Below are 21,476 nucleotides of genomic sequence, written 5' to 3'. Positions count from 1 at the left end.
AAGCCAGGGCGTAACTCAATGAGTGCAAGCAATCCAACCTTGATCACGTTCGTGATCTACATCGCAGCTATGGTGCTGATCGGCTTCATGGCCTATCGCTCGACCAACAACCTTTCTGACTACATCCTCGGTGGCCGCAGCCTGGGTAGCGTGGTGACCGCGCTTTCCGCCGGCGCTTCCGACATGAGCGGCTGGTTGTTGATGGGCCTGCCGGGCGCCATCTACATGTCCGGCCTGTCCGAGAGCTGGATCGCCATCGGCCTGATCGTCGGTGCCTACCTGAACTGGCTGTTCGTCGCCGGTCGTCTGCGAGTACAAACCGAACACAACGGCGATGCATTGACGCTGCCGGACTACTTCTCCAGCCGCTTCGAGGACAAGAGCGGGCTGCTGCGGATCATCTCCGCGATCGTGATCCTGGTGTTCTTCACCATTTACTGCGCTTCCGGCATCGTCGCCGGTGCCCGTCTGTTCGAAAGCACCTTCGGCATGCCCTACGAGACCGCGCTGTGGGCCGGTGCCGCGGCGACCATCGCCTACACCTTCGTCGGTGGTTTCCTGGCAGTGAGCTGGACCGACACCGTGCAAGCCACCCTGATGATCTTCGCCCTGCTGCTGACACCGATCATCGTGCTGTTGGCCACCGGTGGCGTCGACACCACCTTCCTGGCGATCGAAGCCCAGGACCCAAGCAACTTCGACATGCTGAAAAACACCACCTTCATCGGCATCATCTCGCTGATGGGCTGGGGCCTGGGCTACTTCGGCCAGCCGCACATCCTGGCACGCTTCATGGCCGCGGACTCGGTCAAGTCGATCGCCAACGCCCGTCGCATCTCCATGACCTGGATGATCCTGTGCCTGGGCGGCACCGTGGCCGTGGGCTTCTTCGGTATCGCCTACTTCTCGGCGCACCCGGAAGTGGCCGGTCCCGTGACCGAGAACCACGAGCGGGTGTTCATTGAATTGGCGAAGATCCTCTTCAACCCTTGGCTGGCCGGTGTGCTGCTGTCGGCCATCCTGGCGGCGGTGATGAGTACTTTGAGCTGCCAACTGCTGGTGTGCTCCAGTGCCCTGACCGAAGACTTCTACAAGGCCTTCCTGCGTAAACATGCTTCCCAGCTGGAGCTGGTGTGGGTCGGTCGTGCCATGGTGCTGCTGGTTGCCCTGGTCGCCATCGCCATGGCCGCCAACCCGGAAAACCGCGTACTGGGCCTGGTCAGCTACGCCTGGGCCGGTTTCGGCGCGGCCTTCGGCCCTGTGGTGCTGATCTCGGTACTGTGGAAAGGCATGACCCGCGACGGCGCGCTGGCTGGCATCATCGTCGGTGCCGTGACCGTGATCCTGTGGAAGCACTTCAACCTGCTGGGCCTGTACGAAATCATCCCGGGCTTCATCTTCGCCAGCCTGGCCATCCTGCTGGTGAGCAAGATGAGCGCGCCGAGCGTCGGCATGGTCCAGCGTTTCGAGGCGGCCGAGAAAGACTACAAGCTCAACCACTGATCGGGAGCCGCTGAGGCGGCGCCCTTGCAGTGACTCGAAAAGCCCGCATTCCCTGGGATGCGGGCTTTTTCATGGGTGCGTTTTGCGCCAGGGAGCTTCCCGACACGACCTGACGCCGGCCGTGGCACAGGGTAAACTTCGCCCCCTGCGCAGGAGCAACCATGAACTATCGTCACGCCTTCCACGCCGGCAACCACGCCGACGTCTTCAAACACCTGACCCTGACCCGCCTCATCGCCCTGATGTCGCGCAAGGAGCAGCCGTTCGCCTATCTGGACAGCCATGCCGGCATCGGCCTGTACGACCTCCAGGGCGATCAGGCCAACCGCACCGGCGAGTACCTGGAAGGCATCGCGCGCCTGTGGGGCGAGCAGGACCTGCCAGCGCTGACCGCCGACTACATGGCGGTGCTGCACAAGATGAACCCCGATGGCGAGCTGCGTTATTACCCGGGCTCGCCCGAGCTGGCGCGGCGCCTGACCCGCCCCCAGGACCGCGTGTTGCTCAACGAGAAGCACCCGGAAGACGGACTGCTGCTCAAGGAAAACATGAAGGGCGATCGCCGGGTGGCAGTCCACCTGGGCGAGGGCTGGCATGTGGCGCGGGCATTGTTGCCGGTGGCCGAGAAGCGCGCGGTGATGTTGATCGACCCGCCGTTCGAACAGCTCGACGAAATGCAGCGTTGCGCCGCGTCGCTGAAAGAAGCCATCGGCCGGATGCGCCAGACCGTGGCGGCCATCTGGTACCCGGTCAAGGATCAGCGGGCGCTACGCCGCTTCTACCAGGACCTGGCCGGTACCGGCGCGCCGAAGCTTTTGCGTGTGGAATTGCTGGTGCACCCGCTGGACACCCCCAACAGCCTGAATGGCTCGGGCCTGGCGATTGCCAACCCGCCGTGGGGGCTTGAAGAGGAGTTGCGCGAGCTGCTGCCTTGGCTGGCGCAGAAACTGGGCCAGACCCAGGGCGGCTGGCAGATGGATTGGCTGATCGCTGAATAGCAGAGGTTAGCTACAAGCGGCAAGCCGCAAGCTGAAGCGGGACCGCTTGCAGCTTGCCGCTAGCGGCTTGCAGCTGTTTTCAGATCGGGCAGGTCACGCCGGTGCCGCCGATCCCGCAGTAGCCTTCCGGATTCTTCGCCAGGTACTGCTGGTGGTAGGCCTCGGCGTAGTAGAAGGTCGGGGCTTCTTCGATTTCCGTGGTGATGGCGCCCAGCCCGGCCTTGGTCAGCTCGGCCTGGAACACTTTTTCGCTGGCCTTGGCCTGCTCCAGCTGGGTCGGGTTGGTGGCATAGATCACCGAGCGGTACTGGGTGCCGATGTCGTTGCCCTGGCGCATGCCCTGGGTCGGGTTGTGCAGTTCCCAGAACATTGCCAGCAGTTCCTGGTAGCTGACTTTTTCCGGCTCGTAGACCACCAGCACCACTTCGCTGTGGCCGGTCAGGCCCGAGCAGACTTCTTCGTAGGTCGGGTTCGGGGTAAAGCCGCCGGCGTAGCCCACCGACGTGCTGAACACGCCCTCGCGCTGCCAGAACTTGCGTTCCGCACCCCAGAAGCAACCCAGGCCGAAGATGGCGAATTCCACGTTGCCCGGGAATGGGCCCAGCAGCGGGTTGCCGTTGACGAAGTGTTCGGCTGGCACGGTCATCGGGGTTTCGCGGCCAGGCAGAGCTTGTTCTTTGGTAGGTAGCACGTTTTTGTTCACCAGAATTTCCGAGCGCAGAACCATGATCAGTCCTCTCAGTCAGGGTGGGATTGAGTAATTAACCAGACTTGCAGTTTGCCCGAGTGTTACAGCGCTGTCAGGCGATTGGGCCGCGCGGATAACGTTTGAGCTTGTCGATCAGCTCCGAGCCGGGGATCGGTCGGTCGAACAGGTAGCCCTGGCCGACATCGCAGCGGTGGCGACGCAGGAAGGACAGCTGCTCCGCGGTTTCGATGCCCTCGGCCACCACCTGGATTTTCAGGTTGTGGGCCATGGCGATCACCGCCGAGGTAATTTCCATGTCGTCCTGGTTGGCGGGGATTTCATGGATGAAGCTGCGATCGATCTTGATGATGTCGATCGGGAATTTTTTCAAGTAGCTCAGCGACGAATAGCCGGTGCCGAAATCGTCCATGGCCAGGGTCAGGCCGAGCTTTTTCAACTGGTCGAGTTGCTGGTGGGTGTCTTCGGTGGCTTCCAGCAGCAGGCCCTCCGTCAGCTCGAGCTCCAGCAGCGAGGCGGGCAGCTGTTCTTCCTTGAGGATGCTGGCGATGGAAGCCACCAGGTCCGGGTCGGAGAACTGCTTGGGCGACAGGTTGATCGCCACCTGCAGATTGCCCAGGCCGGCGGCGGTGAGCTGCTTGCTCATGCGACAGGCCTGGCGCGCGATCCATTTGCCGATCGGGATGATCAGGCCGGTCTCTTCGGCGACGCTGATGAACTGGTCCGGGCGGATCATGCCCTTTTCCGGATGGTTCCAGCGCAGCAGCGCTTCCAGGCCCAGTAGGCGTCCGCTGCGCAGGCACAGCTTGGGCTGGTAGAACACGTCCAGTTCGTTCTGGGTCAGGGCGCGGCGCAGGTTGTTTTCCACGAACAGCTTGTAGCTGGCTTCGGCATTCAGCGCCTCGGTAAACACCTGCACCTGATGCTTGCCGTTGGCCTTGGCCTTGTGCAGCGCCAGGCCGGCGTTGCGCATCAGGGTCTGCGGGTCGCGGCCGTGCAGCGGCGCGCAGGCCAGGCCCACGGAGCCGGTGACGCTGATGAGTTGGTTGTCGACGAACATCGGCTTGTCGAGGGTCATCAGCAGCTGGCTGGCGATCTGTTGGCCGGCTTCCAGGTCGGTGTCGTCCAGCAGTACGGCGAACTCGTTACTGGCGAAGCGCGCCAGGCTGCCGCTGGGGCTCAGGCTGTTGCGCAGGCGCCGGGCCAGGCTGATCAGCAGCTTGTCGCCCGTCTGGTGGCCGAGGCTGTCGTTGATCCGCTTGAAGTTGTCGATGTCCACCAGCAGCAGGCTGATGGGGCTGTCGCTGTCGCGGGCGAAGCGTTCGTCGAGATTGCGGATGAAGGCCGGACGGTTGCCCAGGTTGGTCAGGTTGTCGGTGTAGGCCAGGCGTTCGATGCGTTGCTGGGCGAGCTTGGTCTGGGTGATGTCTTCGTAGATGCCGATGTAGTGGGTCAGTTCGCGGTTGTCGCCATAGACCTTGGAGATCGACAGCTGGCCCCAGTACGGCTCCAGGTTCTTGCGCCGGCTCTTGAATTCGCCCTGCCAGCTGTTGCTCTTGGCCAGGCTGGAGGGCGCGTCGAACAGCAGTTCGCTGAGGTTCTCCAGCGCCGGCAGTTCCGCCAGCCGATGGCCGTGGACTTCCTCGGTGCTGTACTGGGTGATCGCGGTGAAGCTCGGGTTGACGTACTCCACCACGCCGTCGCAGTTGACCAGCAGAAAGGCATTGGCGCTTTGCTCGACCGCCCGCTGGAACAGGTGCAGGGCGCTGGTGGCGGTACGGCGGTTATGGTTGTTGATGACCTGGGCGAACTGGTCGGCCAGCTCGCCGGCAAAGGCGATTTCATCGGATTGCCAGGCGCGGGTGTTGCCCACTTGTTCCAGGCACAGCACGCCGACCACCTGGCCGTCGATGCGGATGCTGGCATCGAGCATGGCGTTGATATTGCGCGGGCGCAGGCTTTCGGCCATTTCCCGGGTGCGCGGGTCGCGCATGGCATTGTGCGCATCGATGGCCCGGCTGGTGTGCAGGGCTTCGAGGTAGTCGGGGAAATCGCTGGCGTCGATCGCCTCCGGCAGGATGTATTGCTGCAGGTCGCGGTGATAGGCGCAGATCGGCACCAGCAACTGGCCTTCCAGGTTCCAGATGCTGGCACAGTCGATTTCGTAGATGTCGCAGGCGCTGCGGGTAATCAGCTCGGCGGCTTCCAGCAGGGGGTTGTTGGTGCTGTAGCGCTGGCGGGCCAGGAGCAGGATCAGGTCTTGCTGGGCGCGCACCCGTTCGAGGTGCTGGAGTTGTTCCTGCTGGGCCCGCTGGTTGAGTTCCAGGGCGATTTGCAGGCGGCTGTTCTGGGTTTCCAGGTCGGGCGCGGGGAGCGGCTGATCGTCGTTGAACAGGCCGTCGACCACCAGGAAATAACCCCGCAGCAGGTGTCGATTGTGCTGTTTGTAGGCTTCGCCGAGTTCCAGCAGGCTGAGTGAGCCCTTGGCGGTGTGCAGGGTGTAGCGAATCAGGTAATGCGGGCTGTGGGCCAGTTGCTGCTGGATCGCGTCGTGCAACTGATAGCGGGCTTCCGGTTCCATCAGGCTGGCATAGGGCGAGCCGACCAGGGCACAGAGCTCGACGGCGGGCAGGCCGAATTGGCGTTCACAGTTCGGGTCGAGAAACAGCAGGGCCCAGCTCGCTTCATTCAGCCGTTCGAAACGCAGCATGCCGAGCCGCGAGGGCACGGGCAACTGCGTCACTACCTCGGCCACCATACGGCTGGCGGCATCGGGTTGGCTTTTCATGGGGAAACTCGCTTGGTAAATGCTGATCGCGCCGGGCTCGCGCCCTCTTTACTGTTGCCTGCGGCAAGGTTGCATCATGCGGCACTGACTGACAAGTGAGATGAAGGCTAAGTGCTATAAGAATCTATCGGCAGCGCGGAAGATTTCTGAAAGCTAATATTTTCTGGTGTTTTACCGGGCTTTGGCCGCTGGTTGCAGCGATTTTTCGGCAAAAAAAGCCCCGCCAAATTGGCGGGGTTGAGGTACGAGCGTGGCGCTCGAAAAGGGTGCAACGGCCGGCTTCCCCATGACAGGGAAGCCGGCCGGGTCTTACAGCAAGATGGTGCGGATATCCGCCAGCAGATCGCTCAGACGCTTGGTGAAGCGTGCAGCAGCGGCGCCGTTGATCACACGGTGGTCGTAGGACAGCGACAGCGGCAGCATCAGCTTCGGCTGGAAGGCTTTGCCGTCCCAGACAGGCTGGATGGTTGCCTTGGAAACGCCGAGGATCGCCACTTCCGGTGCGTTGACGATCGGCGTGAAGCCGGTGCCGCCAATGTGACCGAGGCTGGAGATGGTGAAGCAGGCGCCCTGCATGTCGTCCGCCGAGAGCTTCTTGGTCCGGGCTTTTTCAGCCAGGGAAGCGGCTTCGGCAGCCAGTTGCAGCAGGCTCTTCTGATCGACGTTCTTGATCACCGGTACCAGCAGGCCATCCGGGGTGTCGACCGCGAAGCCGATGTTCACGTACTTCTTGCGGATGATCGCTTTGCCGCTAGGCGCCAGCGAGCTGTTGAAGTCCGGCAGTTCCTTGAGCAGGTGCGCGCAGGATTTCAGCAGCAGCGGCAGGATGGTCAGCTTGACGCCGGCCTTCTCTGCGACGGCTTTCTGGGCGATCCGGAAGGCTTCCAGTTCGGTGATGTCGGCCGAGTCGAACTGGGTGACGTGAGGCACGTTCAGCCAGCTGCGATGCAGGTTCGATGCGCCAGCCTGCATCAGGCGGGTCATCGGCACTTCTTCGATCTCGCCGAAGCGGCTGAAGTCCACCACTGGAATCGGCGGGATGCCGGCGCCACCGGTTGCGCCGGCAGCTGCCGGAGCTTCCTTGGCCTTCTGCATCATGGCCTTGACGTAAACCTGCACGTCTTCCTTGAGGATGCGACCGTGCGGGCCGCTCGGGCTCACCGCGCTCAGCTCGACGCCGAACTCGCGCGCCAGCTGGCGCACGGCAGGGCCGGCATGAACTTTCGCGCCCGGTTGGGCCGGGGCGGCAGCTGGCGCTGCAGCAGGTGCCGCTGCTGCGGCCGCAGGGGCGGCTTCAGGCTTGGCGGCAGCCGGGGCTGCGGCAGGCGCCGGGGCGGCCGCTGGGGCAGCGCCCTTGACCTTCAGCTTGAGGATCAGGTCGCCGGTGCCGACTTCGTCGTCCAGCTTGATCGCAACGCTTTCCACGATGCCGGCGGCTGGCGATGGGATTTCCATGCTGGCCTTGTCGGACTCGAGGGTGATCAGCGACTGGTCGGCTTCAACGCTGTCGCCAGCCTTGACCAGGACTTCGATGATCTTGGCCTTGCCGGCCGAGCCGATGTCCGGAACGTGAATGTCCTGGACGCTGTCGGCCACCGGGGCGGCAGGTGCGGCGGCAGCCGGTGCCGGAGCAGCAGCGGCCGGAGCGGCGGCCTGGGCAGGCGCAGCGGCGGCAGGGGCAGCGCCGGCCACTTTCAGGGCCAGGATCAGGTCGCCGGTGCCAACTTCATCGTTGAGCTTGACGCTGATGCTCTCGACCACGCCCGCGGCTGGCGATGGGATTTCCATGCTGGCCTTGTCGGATTCGAGGGTGATCAGCGACTGGTCGGCCTCGACGGTGTCGCCGACCTTGACCTGGATCTCGATGATCTGGGCCTTGCCCGACGAACCGATATCCGGCACGTGGACCTGCTGGGTCGAAGCGGCGGAAGGTGCAGCGGCAGGGGCGGCAGGAGCCGGCGCTGCAGCTGGTTTTTCCTCGGCCTTGGCAGCCGGAGCGGCGGCCGCTGGCGCCGCGGCAGCGGCACCCTCGACTTCCAGTTCCAGCAGTTCGTCGCCTTCTTTCAGGCGATCGCCCAGCTTCACTTTCAGGCTCTTGATGACGCCGGCTTTAGGTGCCGGAACTTCCATGCTGGCCTTGTCCGATTCCAGCGTCAGGATGCTCTGGTCGGCTTCGATACGGTCGCCGACCTTCACAAACAGTTCGATTACTTCACCTTCACCGCTGCCGATGTCAGGTACGCGAATGAGTTCGCTCACAAAAAATCTCCTCAGCAGTCCAGTGGGTTGCGTTTTTCCGGGTTGATGCCGAACTTGGTGATGGCCTCGGCCACGACCTTAGGTTCGATGTCACCACGGTCAGCCAAGGCTTCCAGGGCTGCCAACACCACGAAATGACGGTCGACTTCGAAGAAGTGACGCAGCTTCTTGCGGCTGTCACTGCGGCCGAAACCGTCGGTGCCCAGGACTTTGAATTCCTTGGACGGGACCCACTGACGAATCTGTTCGGCGAACAGCTTCATGTAGTCGGTAGAGGCGATGACCGGACCTTTACGGCCGCTCAGGCACTCTTCGACATAGCTCAGCTTAGGCTTCTGGCCCGGGTGCAGACGGTTGCTGCGCTCGACTGCCAGGCCATCGCGACGCAGTTCGTTGAAGCTGGTAACGCTCCACACGTCCGCGCCCACGTTGAATTCTTCACGCAGGATCTTCGCCGCTTCACGGACTTCGCGCAGGATGGTGCCGGAGCCCATCAGCTGTACGTGGTGCGCTGCTTCGCGGGTGTCTTCCTCGAGCAGGTACATGCCCTTGATGATGCCTTGCTCGACACCGGCCGGCATGGCTGGCTGCTGGTAGGACTCGTTCATCACGGTGATGTAGTAGAAGACGTCCTGTTGCTCTTCGGTCATCTTCTTCATGCCGTCCTGGATGATCACCGCCAGCTCGTAGCCATAGGTCGGATCGAAGGTACGGCAGTTCGGGATGGTGCCCGCCAGCATGTGGCTGTGACCGTCTTCGTGCTGCAGGCCTTCACCGTTGAGGGTGGTACGGCCGGCGGTACCGCCAATCAGGAAGCCGCGGGTACGGCTGTCGCCAGCGGCCCAGGCCAGGTCGCCGATACGCTGGAAGCCGAACATCGAATAGAAGATGTAGAACGGCAGCATCGGCTGGTTGTGGCTGGAGTACGAAGTACCGGCCGCGATGAAGGAGCTCATGGCGCCCGCTTCGTTGATGCCTTCCTCGAGGATCTGGCCCTTCTTGTCTTCGCGGTAGAACATCACCTGGTCTTTATCGACTGGCTCGTAGAGCTGGCCGACGGACGAGTAAATGCCCAGTTGACGGAACATGCCTTCCATACCGAAGGTACGGGCTTCGTCCGGGATGATCGGGACGATGCGCTGGCCGATTTCCTTGTCCTTGACCAGCTGCGCGAGGATCCGCACGAAGGCCATGGTGGTGGAGATTTCGCGGTCGCCCGAACCGTCGAGGATAGCCTTGAGGGTTTCCAGTGGCGGGGTCGGAATGTTGAAGCTCTTGGCACGGCGCTGAGGCACGAAACCGCCCAGTGCGGCACGACGCTCGCTCAGGTAACGGGCTTCGGCACTGCCTTCTTCCGGTCGGAAGAACGGCAGGTTTTCGATTTCTTCGTCCTTGACCGGAATGTCGAAGCGGTCGCGGAACAACTTCAGGCTGTCGACATCGACTTTCTTGGTGTTGTGCGCGGTGTTCTTCGCTTCGCCGGCGCCGGTGCCATAACCCTTGATGGTCTTGGCCAGGATGACGGTCGGTTGCTCTTTGTGGTTGACCGCTTCGTGGTAGGCCGCATAGACCTTGTACGGGTCGTGGCCGCCACGGTTGAGTTTCCAGATTTCCTCGTCGGACAGGTCTTCGACCATTGCCTTGAGTTCAGGCGTGTTGAAGAAGTGCTCACGCACGAAGGCGCCGTCTTTGGCTTTGTAGTTCTGGTACTCGCCGTCGATGACTTCGTCCATGCGGCGTTGCAGGATGCCGTGGGTGTCCTTGGCCAGCAGTGGGTCCCAGAAACGGCCCCAGATGACTTTGTTCACATTCCACTGGGCGCCACGGAACACGCCTTCGAGTTCCTGGATGATCTTGCCGTTGCCGCGAACCGGGCCGTCGAGGCGCTGCAGGTTGCAGTTGATGACGAAGATCAGGTTGTCCAGCTTCTCGCGGCCGGCCAGGGAGATTGCGCCCAGGGATTCCGGCTCGTCGCACTCGCCGTCGCCCATGAAGCACCAGACTTTCTGCTTGCCTGGCTGGATGAAGCCGCGGGCTTCCAGGTACTTCATGAAGCGCGCCTGGTAGATCGCCTGGATCGGACCCAGACCCATGGATACGGTCGGGAACTGCCAGAAGTCAGGCATCAGCCATGGGTGCGGGTAGGAGGACAGGCCGTTGCCGTCCACTTCCTGGCGGAAGTTGTTCATCTGGTCTTCGCTGATGCGGCCTTCCATGAAAGCGCGAGCGTAGACACCAGGGGAGGCGTGACCCTGGAAGTAGATCAGGTCGCCGCCATGTTCTTCGGTTGGCGCCTGGAAGAAGTAGTTGAAGCCGATGTCATACAGAGTCGCACTGGAGGCGAAGCTGGAGATGTGACCGCCCAGGTCAGAATCTTTCAGGTTCGTACGCATGACCATGGCCAACGCGTTCCAACGTACCAGCGAGCGAATGCGGCGTTCCATGAACAGGTCGCCAGGCATGCGTGCTTCGTGGGTGACGGGAATCGTGTTGCGGTACGGCGTGGTGATGGCGTAGGGCAGTTGCGAGCCGCTGCGGGTCGCGAGTTCGCCCATACGGGTCATCAGATAGTGAGCACGGTCTTCGCCTTCTTTGTCGAGAACCGATTCCAGGGCGTCCAGCCATTCCTGGGTTTCGACGGGATCGAGGTCTTGCATGGCTTGCTCCAGGGCGGAAAGGCTTCCAGAATCGGTTGCCTGAGTTTGCGACTGGCCTTGTGGGCAGACGATAAAATTCTTGGATTGCCGGAGGTTGATACGGCGGCGTGTAGTTTTACTACAAATCGTCGGCCATTTCAGCCTTTCGAATGTATAGACGAGTAGTAAAACTACAGAAGATTGGCTTGTGGCCTCCTGCTGTGTTGTGAGAATAATCGTTACTGTTGGTCGATTTCCAACGCCAATGGGTAAAAATTTGATGCTGGCTGCCAAAATAATAAAAATTTCAGCTATTTCTAACTTTTGTTCGACAGTCCTTCAAGGGCCGCGCCCGCAGAATTTGCCCCGACCGCCCCTTTCTACGCCGATCAAGGATAGCCCATGAGCCTGCCCGCGCTTGCCGAACTCCCAGCGATTCTCCTGCCTTTTGTCAGCCGTGCGGAGCAGTCGTTCCGTAGCGCCGTGGCGACCCTGGACGACGATCACGGGTTCGCCGCCTGGCCCCCCGAACGCTGGGCCGAGTTTGCCCGGGTGAGCGCCGCCAGCGACTTCTTCATTGAACAGAGCCTTCGTGACCCTTTGATGTTGCTGGAGCTGGTGCACGGCGGCGAACTCGACCGCGGCTTCGGCCCGGGCGAGCTGTGCGCGCAGATCGCCGCAGCGGTGCAACAGGCCACCAGTGAAGACGAACTGGGGCGGGTGCTGCGGCGTCAGCGCAATCGTCATCAGGTGCGGATCATCTGGCGCGACCTGACGCGCCAGGCGGATCTGGTGCAGACCTGCCGCGACCTGTCGGACATGGCCGACGCCTGCATCGACCAGGCCTATCAATGGTTGTACCAGCGCCACTGCGAGCAGTTCGGTGTTCCCACCGGCCGACGCAGCGGCGAGCCGCAGCAGATGGTCATCCTCGGCATGGGCAAGCTGGGCGCCGTCGAGCTGAACCTGTCGTCCGACATCGACCTGATCTTCGCCTACCCCGAAGGCGGGGAAACCGTGGGCGTGAAGCGTGCGCTGGATAACCAGGAATTTTTCATCCGCCTGGGGCAGCGCCTGATCAAGGCGCTGGACCCGATGACCGTCGACGGTTTCGTGTTCCGCGTCGACATGCGCCTGCGGCCCTACGGTTCGGCGGGCGCCCTGGTGCTGAGCTTCAATGCGCTGGAACAGTACTACCAGGATCAGGGCCGCGACTGGGAACGCTACGCGATGATCAAGGCGCGGGTGGTGGCGGGCGACCAGGTCGCCGGCGCGCAGTTGCTCGATATGCTGCGGCCTTTTGTCTATCGGCGTTACCTGGATTTCTCGGCGATCGAAGCGCTGCGCACCATGAAGCAGCTGATCCAGCAGGAAGTGCGGCGCAAGGGCATGGCCGACAATATCAAGCTGGGTTCCGGCGGGATCCGCGAAGTCGAGTTCATCGCCCAGGCTTTCCAGCTGATTCACGGCGGGCGCGACCTGAGCCTGCAACAGCGTCCTCTATTAAAGGTGCTGACCACCCTGGAGGGGCAGGGTTACCTGCCGCTCGCGGTGATCGCCGAGCTGCGTGAAGGTTACGAATTCCTGCGTTACACCGAGCACGCGATCCAGGCGATCGCCGACCGGCAGACGCAGATGCTGCCGGACAATCCACAGGATCAGGCGCGCATTGCCTTCATGCTGGGGTTTGCCGATTGGGCGGCGTTCCATGAGCGCCTGATGTATTGGCGCGGTCGGGTGGAGTGGCATTTCCGCCAGGTGATCGCCGACCCGGATGAAGACGAAGGCAACGAGTGCGAAGTGGTGGTCGGCGGCGAATGGCTGCCGCTGTGGGAAGAAGCCCAGGACGAAGAAGCGGCTTGTCGGCAGTTGCAGGAAGGCGGTTTCAATGACGCACCCAAGGCGCTCAGGGCGCTGGCCGGCCTGCGTGGCAGCCCGCAATTGCGAGCCATGCAGCGTTTGGGGCGAGAGCGCCTCGATGCCTTTATTCCGCGCCTTTTGGCCCAGGCGGTGGAACATGCTGATCCGGACCTGGTGCTGGAGCGCGTGCTGCCGCTGGTCGAGGCGGTGGCGCGGCGTTCCGCCTACCTGGTGCTGCTCACCGAGAACCCTGGGGCCTTGCGCCGCTTGTTGACCCTGTGTGCCGCCAGCCCGTGGATCGCCGAGCAGATCACCCGCTTCCCGCTGCTGCTCGATGAGTTGCTTAACGAGGGCCGTCTGTTCAAGCCGCCATTGGCGCCGGAACTGGCCGCCGAGTTGCGCGAGCGCCTGACGCGCATCCCCGAGGACGATCTGGAACAGCAGATGGAGGCGCTGCGTCACTTCAAGCTGGCCCACCGTCTGCGAGTGGCGGCTTCGGAAATCGCCGGCAGCCTGCCGTTGATGAAAGTCAGCGATTACCTGACCTGGCTGGCCGAGGCGATCCTCGAGCAGGTGCTGGCCCTGGCCTGGCGCCAGACGGTGGCCAAATACGGCGCTCCGCAGCGCACCGATGGCACCTTGTGCGATCCCGGCTTCATTATTGTCGGTTATGGGAAAGTCGGCGGCCTGGAACTCGGGCATGGTTCCGACCTGGACCTGGTGTTCATCCATGACGGCGATCCGCAGGCGGAAACCGATGGCCCGAAACCGATCGACGGCGCGCAGTTCTTCACCCGCCTGGGCCAGCGGATCATTCACCTGCTGACCACCCAGACCAACTCCGGCCAGCTGTACGAAGTGGACATGCGCCTGCGGCCGTCCGGGGCGTCGGGCTTGCTGGTGAGTTCGCTGGGGGCGTTCGCCCGTTATCAGGAGAACGAAGCCTGGACCTGGGAGCATCAGGCGCTGGTGCGCGCCCGGGTATTGGTAGGTAGCCAGGATGTCGGCCAGGCCTTCGAGAAAGTGCGGGCTGCGGTGCTGGGGCGTGCCCGTGACCTGCCCAAGTTGCAGCAGGAGGTCAGCGAGATGCGGGCCAAGATGCGCGACAACCTGGGGACCAAGGCGACGGCCGCCGGAACCGCGGCAAATGCCTTCGAGGCCACGGCGCCGTTCGACCTCAAGCAGGACGCCGGAGGTATCGTCGACATCGAATTTATGGTGCAATACGCGGCCCTGGCGTGGTCGCAAGAGCACCCGTCATTGCTGCGTTACACCGACAATATCCGCATTCTGGAAGGGCTGGAGGAAGTCGGGCTGATGCCCGCGACCGACGCCAGTCTGCTGCGCGAGGTCTACAAGGCCTACCGTTCCGCGGCTCACCGCCAGGCCTTGCAGAACGAGGCCGGGGTCATCGCCGGCGACCAGTTCGCCAGCGAGCGACGGGAGGTATTGCGGATTTGGCGCGAGCTGGGGCTAAGCTAGGCAGCGTGCGCTGCGTTGCCACAAATGTATCCGGCGAGCCCTGTTGCGGCTCGTCCACAATGAGCTGGCGGTGAATGCCGCAGGGCTGGATTCTCGAGGCGGGGAGGCGTAAGCCTCCCCGGTTCGTTTTTGGAAACCACATGAATATTCTGATCGTTGGGCCCAGTTGGGTCGGTGACATGGTGATGGCGCAGACACTCTTCCAGTGCCTGAAGCAACGCCATCCTCAGTGCGAGATCGACGTGCTGGCCCCCGAGTGGAGCCGGCCGATCCTGGAGCGCATGCCGCAAGTGCGGCGGGCCTTGAGCTTCCCGCTCGGCCACGGCGTGCTGGAACTGGCGACCCGCCGGCGCATCGGCAAATCCCTGGCCGGCCAGTACGACCAGGCCATCCTGCTGCCCAACTCGCTGAAGTCGGCGCTGGTGCCGTTCTTTGCCGGCATCGCGCAACGTACCGGCTGGCGCGGCGAGTTCCGCTACGGCCTGCTCAACGACGTGCGCACGCTGGACAAAGAACGTTATCCGCTGATGATCGAGCGCTTCATGGCGCTGGCTTACGAGCCGGGCGCCGAGCTGCCCAAGCCGTACCCGCGTCCCGACCTGCAGATCGACCCGGCCAGCCGCGAAGCGGCGCTGGCCAAGTTCGGCCTGACCCTGGACCGCCCGGTGCTGGCGCTGTGTCCGGGAGCCGAGTTCGGCGAGGCCAAGCGCTGGCCGTCCGAGCATTACGCCAAGGTCGCCGAGCTGAAGATCCGCGAGGGCTGGCAGGTCTGGCTGTTCGGTTCGAAGAACGATCACGTGGTTGGCGAAGACATTCGCGCCCGGCTGATTCCGGGGCTGCGCGAAGAATCGGTCAACCTCTGCGGCGGCACCTCCCTGGCCGAGGCCATCGACTTGCTGTCCTGCGCCGATTCCGTGGTGTCCAACGACTCCGGGCTGATGCACGTGGCGGCGGCGCTGAATCGCCCGCTGGTGGCGGTGTATGGCTCGACGTCGCCGGGTTTCACCCCGCCGCTGGCCGACCAGGTCGAAGTCGTGCGCCTGGGCATCGAGTGCAGCCCGTGCTTCGATCGCACCTGCCGCTTTGGCCATTACAACTGCCTGCGCCAGCTGCTGCCCGACTCGGTGGACCAAGCCTTGCAGCGGTTGCAGGGCACCGCGGTCGAGGTTCGGTAAGTGCGGGTACTGTTGATCAAGACTTCCTCCCTGGGTGACGTGATCCATGCCCTGCCGGCGTTGACCGATGCGGCGCGGGCGATCCCCGGGATCAAGTTCGACTGGGTGGTGGAAGAGGGGTTCGCGGAAATCCCGACCTGGCACCCGGCTGTGGATAAAGTGATCCCGGTGGCGATTCGCCGCTGGCGCAAGAACATCTGGCAAACCATCAAGAGTGGCGAGTGGCGGCGCTTCAAGCAGAGCGTGCGTGCGACTCAATACGACTTGGTGATCGACGCCCAGGGCTTGCTGAAAAGCGCCTGGCTGACGCGCTACGTCAAGGCGCCGGTGGCCGGCCTGGACAAACAGTCCGCGCGCGAGCCCTTGGCGGCGCGTTTCTACTCGCGGCGCCTGGCCGTTGCCCGCGGCCAGCATGCCGTGGAGCGTGTGCGCCAGCTGTTCGCCGTGGCCCTGGGGTATGACTTGCCCCAGGGGCTGGGCGATTACGGCCTGAACGTCGAGAAGCTGGTGGAACTGCCACGGCCCAAGCCGTTCGTGGTGTTCCTGCACGGCACCACCTGGGACACCAAGCACTGGCCGGAAGCCTACTGGCGCGAGCTGGCCGAACGCATGGGCCAGCTGGGCGTCGAGGTCAAGCTGCCGTGGGGCAACCCGGCGGAAAAGGCCCGGGCCGAGCGTATTGCCAAGGGCTTGGGCAACGCCACTGTGCTGCCGAAGCTGAACCTGGCGGGTGTCGCCAAGGTGCTGGCGCAAGCCCAGGCCTGCGTCGCGGTGGATACCGGGCTTGGCCATCTCGCAGCGGCGCTGGATGTGCCGACCATTTCCCTGTTCGGCCCGACCAACCCGGGCCTGACCGGCGCCTATGGCAAGGCGCAGATCCATATGGCCAGCGACTTCCCTTGCGCGCCGTGCCTGCAGAAAAAATGCACCTATCAACCGACGGCTGAAGATCAGCGGCGGTTCGACCTGAAACGCGAGTGGCCGTTGTGCTTCACGCGTCTGAATCCTGAGCGTGTCGCCAGCCGGCTGAGCAGGTTGTTACTGGCTGAGGAGCTGCGCTGATGCAATTGGCTTTTGTCCTTTATAAATACTTCCCGTTCGGCGGCCTGCAGCGGGATTTCATGCGCATCGCCCTGGAGTGCCAGAAGCGCGGGCACCAGATCCGTGTCTACACGCTGATCTGGGAAGGCGATGTACCGCCAGGTTTCGAAGTGCTGGTGGCGCCGGTCAAGGCGTTCTTCAACCATCGGCGTAACGAGAAACTCAGTGCCTGGATGGAGGCCGACCTGGCCAAGCGTCCGGTGGACCGCCTGATCGGCTTCAACAAGATGCCCGGGCTGGACGTGTATTACGCCGCCGACGGCTGCTTCGAAGACAAGGCGCAGAACCTGCGTCATTCGCTGTACCGCCGTTGGGGTCGCTACCGGCACTTCGCCGAATACGAGCGGGCGGTGTTCGCCCGGGACGCGAAGACTGAAGTGCTGATGATTTCCGAGGTCCAGCAGCCGCTGTTCATCAAGCATTACGACACCCCGGTGGAACGTTTCCACCTGCTGCCGCCAGGCATCGCCCAGGACCGTCGCGCGCCGGCCAACGCGGCGGAGATCCGCGCCGAATTCCGTCGCGAGTTCGCCCTGAAAGACGATGACTTGCTGCTGGTGCAGATCGGCTCCGGGTTCAAGACCAAGGGCGTGGATCGCAGCCTCAAGGCTGTGGCCGCCTTGCCGCCGGAGCTGAAGAAACGCACCCGGCTATTTGTAATTGGCCAGGACGACCCCAAAGTATTCCAATTGCAGAGCGCCGCATTGGGCCTGGGCGAGCATGTGCAGTTCCTCAAGGGGCGCAGTGATATCCCGCGTTTCCTGTTGGGCGCCGACCTGTTGATCCATCCGGCGTACAACGAAAACACCGGTACTGTGCTGCTGGAAGCGCTGGTGGCCGGCTTGCCGGTGCTGGTCAGCGCGGTCTGCGGTTATGCCCATTACATCGCCGAGGCCGACAGCGGCCTGGTGCTGGACGAGCCATTGGAGCAAGGACAGCTCAATCAATACCTGAACACCATGTTGACCGACGACGCTGCACGCGCGACCTGGAGCCGTAACGGCCTGGCGTTCGCCGAGACGGCCGACCTCTATAGCATGCCGCAGCACGCTGCGGATGTGATTCTGGCGGAGCAACACTGATGAAGTTGATTCTTGCCGAACCGTTCAAGACCCTTTGGGCCGGACGCGATGCGTTCGCCGAAGTCGAGCGTCTGGACGGCCAGGTCTACCGTGAACTCGAAGCCCGCCGTACCTTGCGTACCGAGGTGGCCGGCGAAGGGTTCTTCGTAAAGATTCACCGCGGTATCGGTTGGGGCGAGATCTTCAAGAACCTGCTCACCGCCAAGCTGCCGGTGCTCGGCGCGGGCCAGGAATGGCAGGCTATCCAGCGCCTGCAGGAAGCCGGCGTGCCGACCATGACCGCCGTGGCCTATGGCGAGCGCGGCAGCAACCCGGCCAACCAGCATTCGTTCATCGTGACCGAAGAGCTGGCGCCGACCATCAGCCTCGAAGACTTCAGCATCGACTGGGTCAAGCAGCCGCCGCAGCCCAGGCTCAAGCGCGCGCTGATCGCCGAAGTGGCGCGCATGACCGGCATGATGCACCGCGCCGGGGTCAACCATCGCGACTGCTACATCTGCCACTTCCTGCTGCACACCGACAAGCCGGTGACGCCCGATGACTTCAAGCTCTCGGTGATCGACTTGCACCGCGCCCAGACCCGTCCGGCAATCACCCGGCGCTGGCGCGACAAGGACCTGGCGGCGCTGTATTTCTCGGCCCTGGACATCGGCCTGACCCGGCGCGACAAGCTGCGTTTCCTCAAGGGTTACTTCCAGCAGCCGCTGCGGCAGATCCTGAGCGACGAGGCGGCGCTGCTGACCTGGCTGGAGGGCAAGGCCAACAAGCTGTACGCACGCAAGCAGCGGTACGGAGATGCGCTCTGATGGCGGGTTGGAACCTTGAACCTGGGTATCGGGAGCTGGCGCAGGACTTCGGCAGTCTGGATGCGGTCTTTGCCCTCAAGGGCGAACACCTGACCCGCGACCCGTTGTCGGAGGTCATCCGTGTCGAGCGCAACGGCATCAACTATTACGTCAAGCGCTACACCGGCGCCGGCAAGAATCTGCGGCGCTATCTGGGCAAGCCGCGGGTCAAGTCCGAGTGGCAGAACCTCAAGCGTTTCGCCAAGTGGGGCATTCCCACGGCGGAGGTGGTGGCCTGGGGCCTGGAACGTCGTGGCCTGGCCTACGACCGGGGGGCGATGATCACCCGCGAGCTGCCACGCACCGAAGACCTGTCGGTCCTGGCCGAGCGCAACGACCCGCTACTGGCCGATCGGGCCTGGGTGGACCGGGTCAGCCAGCAGCTGGCACGCTACACGCGGATCATGCATGAGCACCGCTTCACCCATAACGACTTGAAGTGGCGCAACCTGCTGATCGACGACGATGCCCGGCTGTACCTGATCGATTGCCCCAATGGCGATTTCTGGCGCGGTTTCTGGCTCAAGTACCGGATCACCAAGGACCTGGCGTGCCTGGACAAGGTGGCCAAGTATCATTTGTCCGCCACCCAGCGCCTGCGCTTCTATTTGCAGTACCGCCAGCGCACCCGGCTGAACGCCGCGGACAAGTGCCGTATCCGGCATGTGCTGAGATTTTTCGAGGGACGCGAATGACCGATTTCCTGGCGGCTCAGGACCGTGCGTTGCTGGAGCGCCACGGCCTCGACAGCTTCGACGCGTTGTGGGCCAAGCAGCTTGAGGCAGTGGACGAGCCCAATACCGACGGCGGTGGCTGGAGCAGCGTGTATCGCCTCGACCTGGAAGGCCACGGCTACTACCTCAAGCGCCAGAGCAACTACCTGACGCGGACCCTGCACCGGCCGTTCGGCGAGCCGAGCTTCGCCCGCGAATTTCGCAATATCAGCCGCTACCAGCAGTTGGGTATTCCGGCTTTGCAGGCGGCCTTCTTTGGCGAGCGCAAGGTGGCAGGCGAAACCCGGGCGATCCTGCTGACCCGGGCGCTGGATGGCTGGAACGACCTGGACTCGCTGCTGCAACAGTGGGCGCAGCTCAGCCCGGACCAGCACGCGGCGATCCTGCGGGCCTGCGGCCTGCTGGCGCGCCAGCTGCATGCGGTGCGTCAGGTGCACGGCTGTTTTTATCCCAAGCATATTTTTCTGCGGGCCACCGGCGACGGTTACCAGGCGCAATTGATCGACCTGGAAAAGACCCGTCCGCTGTTATTCGGCCAGCGTGATCGGGTCAAGGACCTGGAACCGCTGTTGCGTCGTGCCCCAGTCTGGAGTGAGGGCGATGTGCGTGCCTTGCTTGCGACCTATCTGGATCAGCCGCAGGACAGCTCGCTGGTCGATGTCTGGCTGAACCGCCTGAGTGCACGCCGCAGCCACAAGGAGACTCGTTGATGCGCCTGTCCGAACTCAAGCAGGCCGGCCGCGCGCCAAGCCTGCCGTTGAGCCTGGAGCTGGCCGACGCTGCTGGACCTGCGACGCTGCAGTTGCTCAGCCTGCTGCGGGTGCTGCCAGGGCAGCGTTATGTCGGCGCCGGTGTCTGGCGTGGGCGTCCGGTGCTGGCCAAGTTGCTGGTGGGCGCCAAGGCGGCGCGGCATTTCCAGCGTGAGCTGCAGGGTGTGCGCCTGCTTGAAGAACAAGGCATGACCACGCCGCTGTTGTTGGCCGACGGCCTGAAGGAAGGCGAGGGTGGCTGGCTGTTGTTCGAGTTCCTGGAAGGTTCCGAGAGCCTGGGCGATGCCTGGAAACAGGTGGAATCGTTGCCGGCGCTGGCCGATGAGCAGCAGGCGGTACTCGCCGAAGCCCTGGCCGCCATCGCCGAATTGCACAGCAAGGGCCTGTGGCAGGAAGACCTGCATCTGGACAACCTGCTGCGTCATCAGGGCAAGCTGTACCTGATCGACGGTGCCGGGATCTGCGTGGAACAGGCAGGCAAACCGCTGTCCCGGCAGAAGGTCCTGGAAAACCTCGGGGTGTTTTTCGCCCAGTTGCCCAAGAGCCTGGAGCCCTTCACCGAAGAGCTGCTGGTGCATTACCTGCTGAACAATGCCGAGCATGCCTTGCCGCTGGAAGCCTTGCAGAAGCAGGTGGACAAGGTGCGCAGCTGGCGCTTGAAGGATTTTCTCAACAAGATCGGTCGCGAGTGCACCCTGTTCAGCGTGCTGCGCGGTCCCTTCGCCTTGCGGGCGATTCGGCGCGAGGAAGAAGCAGCGATGCTGCCGGTGCTGGAACAGGCAGACGCGCTGCTGGACCGGGGGCACCTGTACAAGACCGGTGGCGCCGCCAGCGTCGGCCGGGTCGAAGTGGCGGGCCGCACCCTGGTGGTCAAGCGCTACAACATCAAGGGTTTTGCCCATTGGCTCAAACGCTTCTGGCGCCCCAGCCGGGCCTGGCATTCGTGGCAGGAAGGCAATCGCCTGGCATTCCTCGGCATTGCCACGCCCAAGCCGCTGGCCTTGCTGGAAAAGCGTTTCCTCTGGCTGCGCAGCCGGGCCTACCTGGTGACCGAATACCTGGCCGGGCCGGACATCATCGAGCGCTTCGCGCCCTATATCGACAGCGGCGCGGCTCCAGAGGCCGAGCTGCAGGCGCTGGACCGGCTGTTTGCCGAGTTGATTCGCGAACGCATCAGCCATGGCGACTTCAAGGGGCACAACCTGTTCTGGCAAGAGGATCGCTGGGCGCTGATCGACCTGGACTCCATGTGCCAGCATCACAGTCTCGGCAGCTTCGCCCCGGCCTACGCCCGCGACCGGGCGCGCTTCATGCGCAACTGGCCGCAGAGCAGCGCGCTGTATCAGGTCATCGACCAGCGCCTGCCTAAAACCGCCGAATCGTCCGTAGGCTAAGGCCTGTAGCCGCTGCCGCAGGCTGCGATCGAGCGCGAAGCGGTCGCGCTCTGGAGATCGCAGAAAGGCTCTTCGAGCCTTATCGCAGCCTGCGGCAGCGGCTACAGATCCCTCGCAAGCCATATTTGGCGCCAGCGCCCGGC

14 protein-coding genes are annotated in these 21,476 nt (G+C 63.4%); 10 read left to right on the top strand and 4 right to left on the bottom strand.

The window, feature by feature from the left end; translation table 11 throughout:
• Nucleotides 1-18 precede the first annotated feature (18 nt).
• Both putP and NRG23_RS16745 read left to right on the top strand, forming a co-directional pair.
• Nucleotides 19-1,503, top strand: coding sequence for a sodium/proline symporter PutP (gene putP / locus NRG23_RS16750; protein WP_009046639.1), 1,485 nt, complete (start codon nt 19-21; stop codon nt 1,501-1,503).
• Nucleotides 1,504-1,664: 161 nt separating this feature from the next.
• Entirely contained in the window at nt 1,665-2,501 is an 837-nt protein-coding gene (locus tag NRG23_RS16745; RefSeq protein WP_016704476.1) for a 23S rRNA (adenine(2030)-N(6))-methyltransferase RlmJ, read from the top strand.
• Between the two features lie 79 nt (nt 2,502-2,580).
• Here the strand turns inward: NRG23_RS16745 and msrA are convergent, their stop codons facing one another.
• From msrA to aceE, 4 genes are all read right to left on the bottom strand, one after another.
• A complete protein-coding gene (gene msrA / locus NRG23_RS16740) occupies nt 2,581-3,228 on the bottom strand; it encodes a peptide-methionine (S)-S-oxide reductase MsrA (protein ID WP_007926804.1) in 648 nt (215 codons plus the stop codon).
• 73 nt (nt 3,229-3,301) lie between these two features.
• Nucleotides 3,302-5,995: a bifunctional diguanylate cyclase/phosphodiesterase gene (locus NRG23_RS16735; protein ID WP_257371439.1), complete on the bottom strand. Its 2,694-nt coding sequence runs from the start codon at nt 5,993-5,995 to the stop codon at nt 3,302-3,304.
• A 309-nt stretch (nt 5,996-6,304) separates the two neighbouring features.
• The gene (aceF, locus tag NRG23_RS16730) at nt 6,305-8,254 is read right to left on the bottom strand and encodes a dihydrolipoyllysine-residue acetyltransferase (RefSeq protein ID WP_257371438.1); all 1,950 of its coding nucleotides are present in this window, start codon (nt 8,252-8,254) and stop codon (nt 6,305-6,307) included.
• Nucleotides 8,255-8,265: 11 nt separating this feature from the next.
• The gene (aceE, locus tag NRG23_RS16725) at nt 8,266-10,911 is read right to left on the bottom strand and encodes a pyruvate dehydrogenase (acetyl-transferring), homodimeric type (protein ID WP_009046644.1); all 2,646 of its coding nucleotides are present in this window, start codon (nt 10,909-10,911) and stop codon (nt 8,266-8,268) included.
• A gap of 381 nt (nt 10,912-11,292) precedes the next feature.
• Between aceE and glnE the strand changes: the two genes are divergently transcribed.
• The 8 genes from glnE to NRG23_RS16685 all read left to right on the top strand — a co-directional run bounded on the left by glnE (nt 11,293) and on the right by NRG23_RS16685 (nt 21,333).
• A complete protein-coding gene (gene glnE, locus NRG23_RS16720) occupies nt 11,293-14,232 on the top strand; it encodes a bifunctional [glutamate--ammonia ligase]-adenylyl-L-tyrosine phosphorylase/[glutamate--ammonia-ligase] adenylyltransferase (protein ID WP_257371437.1) in 2,940 nt (979 codons plus the stop codon).
• A gap of 140 nt (nt 14,233-14,372) precedes the next feature.
• Nucleotides 14,373-15,407, top strand: a complete 1,035-nt coding sequence (waaF, locus tag NRG23_RS16715) for a lipopolysaccharide heptosyltransferase II (protein ID WP_009046646.1) — start codon at nt 14,373-14,375, stop codon at nt 15,405-15,407.
• On the top strand, nt 15,408-16,469 hold the full coding sequence (waaC, locus tag NRG23_RS16710) for a lipopolysaccharide heptosyltransferase I (protein WP_009046647.1): 1,062 nt from the start codon (nt 15,408-15,410) through the stop codon (nt 16,467-16,469).
• Nucleotides 16,469-17,590 (top strand): glycosyltransferase family 4 protein, encoded by a 1,122-nt coding sequence (locus tag NRG23_RS16705; RefSeq protein ID WP_009041865.1) that lies wholly within the window; start codon nt 16,469-16,471, stop codon nt 17,588-17,590. The genes waaC and NRG23_RS16705 overlap by 1 nt, the downstream gene beginning before the upstream one ends.
• Nucleotides 17,590-18,396 (top strand): lipopolysaccharide core heptose(I) kinase RfaP, encoded by an 807-nt coding sequence (gene rfaP, locus NRG23_RS16700; protein ID WP_009046648.1) that lies wholly within the window; start codon nt 17,590-17,592, stop codon nt 18,394-18,396. Before NRG23_RS16705 ends, rfaP begins: the two co-directional genes overlap by 1 nt.
• Nucleotides 18,396-19,130, top strand: coding sequence for a lipopolysaccharide kinase InaA family protein (locus NRG23_RS16695; RefSeq protein WP_009046649.1), 735 nt, complete (start codon nt 18,396-18,398; stop codon nt 19,128-19,130). The genes rfaP and NRG23_RS16695 overlap by 1 nt, the downstream gene beginning before the upstream one ends.
• On the top strand, nt 19,127-19,879 hold the full coding sequence (locus NRG23_RS16690; protein WP_257371436.1) for a lipopolysaccharide kinase InaA family protein: 753 nt from the start codon (nt 19,127-19,129) through the stop codon (nt 19,877-19,879). The genes NRG23_RS16695 and NRG23_RS16690 overlap by 4 nt, the downstream gene beginning before the upstream one ends.
• The gene (locus NRG23_RS16685; RefSeq protein ID WP_124310230.1) at nt 19,879-21,333 is read left to right on the top strand and encodes a lipopolysaccharide kinase InaA family protein; all 1,455 of its coding nucleotides are present in this window, start codon (nt 19,879-19,881) and stop codon (nt 21,331-21,333) included. The genes NRG23_RS16690 and NRG23_RS16685 overlap by 1 nt, the downstream gene beginning before the upstream one ends.
• The last annotated feature ends 143 nt before the right edge of the window (nt 21,334-21,476 follow it).

Origin of the sequence: Pseudomonas sp. T8 (assembly GCF_024610635.1) — a bacterium.
Lineage (GTDB): Bacteria > Pseudomonadota > Gammaproteobacteria > Pseudomonadales > Pseudomonadaceae > Aquipseudomonas > Aquipseudomonas chlororaphis_I.
The sequence above is the reverse complement of the archived record's forward strand: the minus strand, read 5'-3'. Positions and strand labels throughout refer to the sequence as shown.